This is a genomic window from Vibrio sp. (assembly GCF_050299255.1).
Classification (GTDB): Bacteria; Pseudomonadota; Gammaproteobacteria; order Enterobacterales; family Vibrionaceae; genus Vibrio.
This window is the reverse complement of sequence record NZ_JBNKVP010000110.1, coordinates 1-7,587: the sequence shown is the minus strand read 5'-3', so window position 1 is coordinate 7,587 and position 7,587 is coordinate 1. Positions and strand designations below refer to the sequence as shown.

General features: G+C 49.8%; 7 protein-coding genes. 1 reads left to right on the top strand and 6 read right to left on the bottom strand.

Annotation, left to right across the window (positions count from 1 at the left end; genetic code table 11):
• Window positions 1–77: 77 nt before the first annotated feature.
• The 4 genes from ACQY6F_RS17470 to ACQY6F_RS17455 form a co-directional block, all read right to left on the bottom strand.
• Window positions 78–1,193 carry an NAD(P)/FAD-dependent oxidoreductase gene (locus tag ACQY6F_RS17470; RefSeq protein WP_428776265.1) on the bottom strand — a complete coding sequence of 372 codons (1,116 nt, stop codon included), beginning with the start codon at window positions 1,191–1,193 and terminating at the stop codon, window positions 78–80.
• 62 nt (window positions 1,194–1,255) lie between these two features.
• Window positions 1,256–2,281, bottom strand: coding sequence for a TRAP transporter substrate-binding protein DctP (dctP, locus tag ACQY6F_RS17465; RefSeq protein ID WP_428776263.1), 1,026 nt, complete (start codon window positions 2,279–2,281; stop codon window positions 1,256–1,258).
• 12 nt (window positions 2,282–2,293) lie between these two features.
• Window positions 2,294–3,592: a TRAP transporter large permease gene (locus ACQY6F_RS17460; protein ID WP_428776262.1), complete on the bottom strand. Its 1,299-nt coding sequence runs from the start codon at window positions 3,590–3,592 to the stop codon at window positions 2,294–2,296.
• A 3-nt stretch (window positions 3,593–3,595) separates the two neighbouring features.
• Window positions 3,596–4,087: a TRAP transporter small permease gene (locus ACQY6F_RS17455; RefSeq protein ID WP_428776260.1), complete on the bottom strand. Its 492-nt coding sequence runs from the start codon at window positions 4,085–4,087 to the stop codon at window positions 3,596–3,598.
• A gap of 113 nt (window positions 4,088–4,200) precedes the next feature.
• Here ACQY6F_RS17455 and ACQY6F_RS17450 point away from each other — a divergent pair, with 113 nt between their 5' ends.
• Window positions 4,201–5,118, top strand: coding sequence for a LysR family transcriptional regulator (locus ACQY6F_RS17450; RefSeq protein ID WP_428776259.1), 918 nt, complete (start codon window positions 4,201–4,203; stop codon window positions 5,116–5,118).
• Between the two features lie 47 nt (window positions 5,119–5,165).
• On the opposite strand, the gene ACQY6F_RS17445 is transcribed toward ACQY6F_RS17450, so the two are convergent.
• Window positions 5,166–6,494, bottom strand: coding sequence for an anaerobic C4-dicarboxylate transporter (locus tag ACQY6F_RS17445; RefSeq protein WP_428776257.1), 1,329 nt, complete (start codon window positions 6,492–6,494; stop codon window positions 5,166–5,168).
• A gap of 314 nt (window positions 6,495–6,808) precedes the next feature.
• Window positions 6,809–7,587 (bottom strand): lytic polysaccharide monooxygenase (locus ACQY6F_RS17440; protein ID WP_428776256.1); only part of this gene is annotated, 779 nt, incomplete at its 5' end.

Genomic DNA, 7,587 nt, shown 5'->3' with positions numbered 1-7,587 from the left:
CGATGGTATCGCCCTGTTTCGCACTCAGCGTTTGACCTTCCCAGTAAAACTGCACCGTCGCTCGCTCATCAACGGTATCAGCCAACCGCTGGAACTTTGAATCTGTCTTCACTGAATTTCTCCAAATCAGGTGCATCGGCGGAATTTTCCAGCCAATGAGGCAATAGGTAACTGTGGACTGCGGCCAGGGTGATACCACTGTGGCAACTGACCAGGAAAGCCCCCGGACAGGTTTCTGACTGCTGGTAAATAGGTAGCCCGTCTGGCGAGATAATGCGAATCGCGCCCCAACTGCGGACTAATCTGGTATTAGCCAGGAACGGGTAGACCGCGATAGCCCTTTCTGCGATTGCCGCCGTGACATCCACGGTTTCACTGTCATCAAGTCCCACGCTCTCTTTTGAATCACCTATCTGAATGCCACCTTCATCGACCTGGCGGATAATGCCTGACGCGCGTTTCAGTTTTTTCGGCAGCTTCTCGGTGATCAATACCTGACCACGCTGTGGCTGAACCGGTGCAATAAAGCCCAGCTTTGGCCCCAGTTCGGCAGCGCCTAGACCGGCCGACAGCACCACCTTATCGGCTTGTAGGGTTTGGCCGTTATCCAGGCTAACGGCAAATTTTCCATCAGGCTGTTTGTGGCCATCGGTCACAGTCACGCCGGTAATAATTTTGCCGCCCAGAGACAAAATGGCTTGGGTGTACGTTTTGAGTAGCTTAAGCGGATTCACGTGGCCATCTTCCGGGCCATAAATTGCGCCGACTACGTCCGGGCCGATATCCGGCTCTTCTTGTAGCAAGCGTTCACGATCCCACACTTCAAACGGGTGGTCAGTACCAAGCGCTTCACGCAGGCGTTGATATTGAGCGACTTTGGCCTGCATTTCCTGTTCACTAAAATGGAAGTCATAACCACCATTTTGTACCAGGTGCAGGTCTTCACCTGTCAGCTGTTCCAGCTCGTTGGCTAAGCCACCCCACAAGTTGACTGACCGGCGGGTCCAAGCCGCGTAATGTGGTGCGTCCAGCCCTTTGCTCGACAACCACACTAAGCCAAAGTTACCGCGAGAAGCACGGTGTGCGCTGTCTCCACCGTCTAGTACGGTGACCTGATGACCCGCTTTCAGTAAGCCGTAAGCCACTGCGCAACCCACGACACCGCCACCGACAACAATATATTCCGGTTTCATAACATTTCTCTTTTTGGCTGGTTTGGAGGGCGAGGCCGCCCTCCATATCGGTTGAATGTCGCTTAGTTAAGCGCTTTATCCAGGATAGGCTGGCTCCATTCGCTGCCCATATCGTTGATGATGGTTGGCCATACGGTGGCACGTACTTTCTCTGCAGTGTTTGCCAGTTGGCTAGGTGTTACCTCAACAATGGTGGCACCGGCATCGGCCAGTCGCTGCTCATTGGCTTTCTGGTCTTCCTGAGCAGCACCCCAACGGTGTTTTTCAAACTCAGCCGCAGCGGTCTTCAGCGCCTGCTGCTCATTGTCATCCAGATCATCCAGACGCTCGCTGTTGATCATCAAGTACCAGATCTCAAAGTGGGTGTTCAGTGGAATATAGGTTTTGGTCACATCACGGAATGATGCGTAGTACCCTTCTGCACCAGAGCCAATCACGCCATCAACCACACCGGTTTGTACTGCAGTAAACGCTTCAGAGAATGGCAGTGGTGAGCCAATGTAACCGACGTTGTCTGCCAGCAGCTGGAAGCTTTTGATTGGTGGCACTCGCAATTTGAAACCTTTAGCCGCGTTCGGGTCACCGGCGTCTTTAGCCGCACGATTGAGTGAAATACCACCAAAATAAACCGGGTAAGCGGCTAGCAGGGTAATGTCTTGTTCTGCGAACAGGGTTTCCATCGCTTCACGGACCGGCGCGCCAGAACCGTAAATTTTTTGTGCTTCTTCCCAGTTGTTAGCCAGGAACGGCAGCAGGCCAATTTGCATCCGGCGGTCGGTGGAGGTTGATGCAGGTTGCAGCGCCATATCAATCGCGCCGACTGAAATACGCTCCTGAACCAGAGTGTAATCGCCCAGTGCGTTTGCTGCGTAGATGCGCAATTTCACGTCACCGTCGGTGGCTTTTTGCAGCTCGGAGCTCAACTGTTTAATGTCGTTGTCTACCACAGTACCTTGTGGACGAACGTGGCTGATTTTCAGGGTAGTTGCCTGGGCAGGTATCACTGCCAGCGTCGCCGCAACCAGAGAGGCAACCAGAGTACATTTTTTCAGTGTCTTCGCAGCAGCAAACTTACTTGTTAATTTCATTATAATTTCCTTTTAGTAACCAAACACAGTGGGGAGGAACAGAGATAAATCTGACCAGAACGACGTGAGGATCACGACTGGCAGATAGCCAAGCAAAATTAACAGCATTGCCGGGCCGACTACTTCAGAGAACTTAACGTTACCGATACGGGCTCCGAGGTAGAGAATCGATGCGTACGGTGGAGTTACACCACCCATCGCGGTATTGACGCCCATAATGGCGGCAAATTGAATTGGGCTGATGCCGATGGCAGTCATCAGAGGCAACAACAGAGGCGCAATCAGGATGATAGCGGTCAGGTCGTTCACCACCATGCCAACCAGGAACAGCAGCAGGTTAATAAACAACAGCAGCAGTGCTTTGTTTTCCGTGATACCAAAGATCGCTTCCACCAATTCTTGAGGAATGTCTTCAACCACAAACATTTGGCTCAGAATCAGGCTGAACAGGATCATGAACATGATCGAACCGACGGCAGTCGCAGACTCTTTGCCAGATTCCAGCAAGGTTTTCCAGCTCAGGCCTTTGTAGATCATAAAGCCTACAGGTACCGCGTAGATGACCGCCACAGCCGCAGCTTCAGTCGGCGTCATGATGCCGCCGTAGATACCACCCAGAATGATCACAGGCATCAGCAAAGCGGGTACTGCGTTAAAAGTTTGGCTGGATGCTTTTTTGATCATTTCGGACATAGAAGGTTTGTCATCCAGGATCAAAGGGAACTTGCGTGCCATAACCATATTGATAACCGCAAAGTTAAAGGTAACCAGCAGGCCAGGGCCTAATGTCGCCAGGAAACAGGCCAGGATAGAGGTATCTGTTACCCAGCCGTAGACAATCATTGTCACGCTAGGCGGAATCAACAGACCAAGAATTGACGAGTTGGCAATCAAGGCGGTGGCATACGCACGTGGATAACCGCGCTTTTCCATTTCCGGGATCAGCAGAGGACCAATCGCCGCCACACCGGTCAGGCCACTGCCTGAAATCGCACCGATGATGGCACAACTAACCGAAGCCACAATACCCAGACCACCGCGCACGTGGCCAACGAAAACGTTGACAAAGCCGAGCAAACTGGCGGCTATACCGCTCCGACTCATAATGGTACCGGCCAGTACAAACAGCGGTATCGCTAACAGTACCGGGTTCATTAACTGCCCCGCCCCCCACATCATGTTACCTTTCATGGACATATCGCCCACGTAAGTCATGACCATTAAAGCGCCGCCAAAACAGAACGGAAGTGGGACGCCGAAGGTCAGCAGTATGACGAGAACCGCCACCGCTAACAGTGCAACTTCAACCATAATTTAAACCTTACTTACTGAATAGGATGGAGATTTCAGTTGGCGAACCAACCGTATTAACCGCACGATATGGAAGGCGATAAACAGGGAAATCAAAGCTAAGCCGATAAACACCGAACATTCGTGATAGAAAGTTGGGATGTACAGCGTCGGACTCTCTTTCCACACCCGCCAGGCATACTTCACGTAATCCCAGGCCCAGTAGGTCAGCCAGCAAGAGATAATAAAGCTGATTACTTCGCCAATCAGGGCAAGAATGGCGTGACCACGTTCTGTCTTAATAAAGATTTCCAATACGTTGGCACGTATTTGCGTGTCTTCCCTGGAAGCGTTAACGGCACCCAGCATATACAGCCACACAGTAGGAATTACCATGGTTTCTTCCAAGCCCATTATTGGCACTTCGAAAACATAGCGTGTGACCACCTGAATGAACTGCATCAGGGCAACAGATGCAATCAAACCGGTTAACAGGTATCTGAACTTTTGCTCCACAGTACATTTCCTTATTGTTGTAATTGTGAATACATCGTTAATTTAAAGATGACAGCCGATAAAAACAAATTTAAAATTCCTCTAATGTGATAATTTTTTCTTATGGACAAGAAATGAGCAGCAATCTCTCTATAAAACAATTAGAAACATTCCGAACCGTTATGCGATCAGGCTCTGTGACCGTAGCTGCAAAGACTTTATGCCGAACTCAACCCGCGATCAGCGCTATGATCGTCAGCCTGGAGAAGGAATTGGGCTTCTCTTTATTCGAACGTCACAAAGGACGTCTGATTCCCAATCCAGAAGCTTATTTTTTGTTGGAGGAAACCGACGCGATTCTGGAAAGGCTGACCCGCTCGACTCAGTTAATGGCAGAAGTAAAAAACCTGACTCGGGGAAAACTGCGCATAGCCTGTATGCCAGCGGCGGCGCTGTTCTTTATGCCACACGTGATCGCAGAATTTGTTAAAGACCGGCCTGAAGTTGAAGTGTCGATGATGATGCGTAGCTCGACCATAGTGCAGGACTGGATTGCCTCGCAGCAGTACGATATTGGCTACTCGGAACTGCCCAAAGACCGAGAATCATTCAACGTTGAGCCGATTCGACTCCAAGGCGTGTGTGCCCTGCACAAAGACCACCCGCTTGCCCGTTTGGATGTGGTCACACCAAAAGATCTGGATGGAATACCTCTGGCGACACTTTATGCCCGCCATTCTGTCAGTGAACACGTGAGAATGTTGTTTGAAGAACACAACGCTAAATACCTGCCGAGATTCGAACTGCAAAACTATATCTCAGGGTTTGAGTTTGTCGAACAGCAGCTGTGCGTCAGCATTTGCGATCCCATCAGTGCGGCCAGTTATAAACTGTACAAATCCGGTCAGGGCAACCTGGTATTCAGACCCTTTACCCCGGAAGTGGTTTTTGACCACGCTATCTTAACCCCGGCCTATAAGCCCATGTCACAGTTGGCCAAGGTATTTGCAGAGAACATCCGCCAGGGCGTGGACCGGTTTTTGTCACTGTAAAAAGAAAGAGCCCATTGGATTACATGGGCTCTTTTTTATTGCTTGGTTTAGCCAACGAATATCTGGCCGAGTAAGTATCCGGCCAGACAGGCCCCTATCACACCAATTAAACCCACCGACATAAAGGAGTGGTTGAAATACCATTTACCGATGCGGGTGGTACCGGAAGAGTCGAAGTTGACCGTGGCGATATCAGACGGGTAATTCGGAATAAAGAAATAGCCATACACTGCCGGCATCAGGCCAATCAACAGTGCCGGTTCTAATCCGAGACCTAGGCCGACCGGCAACATCATACGTGCGGTGGCCGCTTGAGAGTTCACCACCACTGAAACAGTAAACAGCGCCAGTGCAAACGTCCACGGATAGTCGGTGACCAGTTCAACAATACCGGCTTTAAATTGCGGCATTGCATACTGGAAGTAAGTATCTGACATCCAGGCAATACCGAATATCGCGATCGCCGCCACCATACCGGATTTAAATACCACACCACTGGGAACATGACGCGGATCCGTTTTGGTCGCCAGCAAAATAATGCCACCAAAACAGAGCATCATCATCTGAATGATCACCGCCATACTGATCGGTTTACTGCCTTCGGCAATTGTCCGGATAGACGGCACCATCGCGATCACCACAATCATCAGGATGGCGAAAATAAACAGCAGTACTGAATTACGCGCTGAATCTGGCAGTTTTTCGTCCAATGAGGTCGCCGTGGTATTCAAGATGCTGTCACGCCATTCAGGGTCTTGTAGCCGCTGCTGATACTCCGGATCCTGATCCAGCTCTTTGCCCCGTTTCAGGCTGTAGAGAGCCATTAGTAAGGTGCCAAACAGCGTTGCGGGGACCGTGACCATCAGAATCGACATCAAAGTGATATCCGCCCGGATATCGGCCATCTGCGCCAGGTAATACACCACCGCAGCAGAAATTGGTGAAGCGGTAATAGCAATCTGAGAAGCCACTGAGGAAGCCGCCATAGGACGTTCCGGCCGAATGCCGTTTTTCAGCGCCACGTCACCGATAATCGGCATAATTGAATAGACGGCGTGACCGGTACCGAGCATAAATGTCATGGTGTAAGTCACAAACGGCGCGATCAAGGTGACCCGCTTAGGGTTCTTGCGCAGCAGTCTTTCCGCGACCTGAAGCATGTATTTCAGGCCTCCTGCGGCTTCAAGAATAGACGCGCAGGTCACAACGGCCAGAATGATCAACATCACAGTAACAGGAGGTGATGTCGGCGGCATTTTAAAGATAAATACTTCGATGGTCAGGCCAATACCTGATACAACGCCTAGGCCGATGCCACCCTTGCGGGATCCTATATACAGCATCAGTAACAGGAACAGGAATTCGAGATAAAGCATGAAAGGTGCCCTCAAAACGGAATAATTTCAATTAGGGCAATTATCTCTAATACTTTAGCGGTATGCGGACAAAGAGATCACATAACAGACTGATGTGAAAAGAAAAATATGATTTCACCAACAGCATCACTTTTTCCAACTGAAAAGTAACCGGCATGTAGCACGTCTGTAACTATAGGTGTTGAAAATCAGTAGTGAACACGTTATCAAACTGACTAAGTCCACTATTTAAGTAGCACGTACATCGGAAGACTTTATAAAAAGCAGGGGCTTAACGCCCCTGTTGAAGTATATTTATTTCTCGTGTTTACAAATCAGCGCCACACTCCCCATTCACCAGTCGTTCCGGGCTCCTCTCCCTTAGTCCACCACTGAGCAGTCCACTGTTTACCATTGTGACTTACTACATCACCAGCCGTGTATACCGAATCTACCGACCAGGCATCAGGCGAGGGTTCGACCGGCGGTTCCCCCTTATTTAACGACAACTGGTAACTTAATTGGCTACCAGGGGCAAAAATCTGGTTGACGTGTACATTATCACTATCCAGCTGATACTGACTCGTTACTTCATCCCATACGCCTATCACCCATTGTCCCTGCTGTAGAAGATTAAATCGAGTGGCAAGTTCAACAGCCCAGCTACCGATATTTGCTGTCGTGATGGACTGGGTCATGTCCACTATTTCCTGTCCGTCTGAATCAAATGTTCTCAGTCGCACAGAATCGCCATCTTTCACAGGACCAAATCCAGCGCTGACGAAATATCCCAATGCAGTTAAGGTATTATCAGGAAGCGTAGGATCCACGGTTCCATCGCCTTCAAATTGGATGTCACTGCAGTTATAAAAGCCTTCTCCCGCGGGGTCTTCTCTTTGCCAGCGGGTAAATAATATAGCATCACCAGTACGTTCCGCCGGAAGTGCTATCTTGATGCGATACTTTTTATCCGCATCAACCGTCACATTACTTTTGGCATCCACCAATTCAAGATCTGACCATGTAAGAACTTGCGTGGCGTCGTATCCCGGTTTCGAAAGATAGAATTGCCAAAAAGACGGATTGTGCGGAGCGGTGGCATTGAAAACCAATT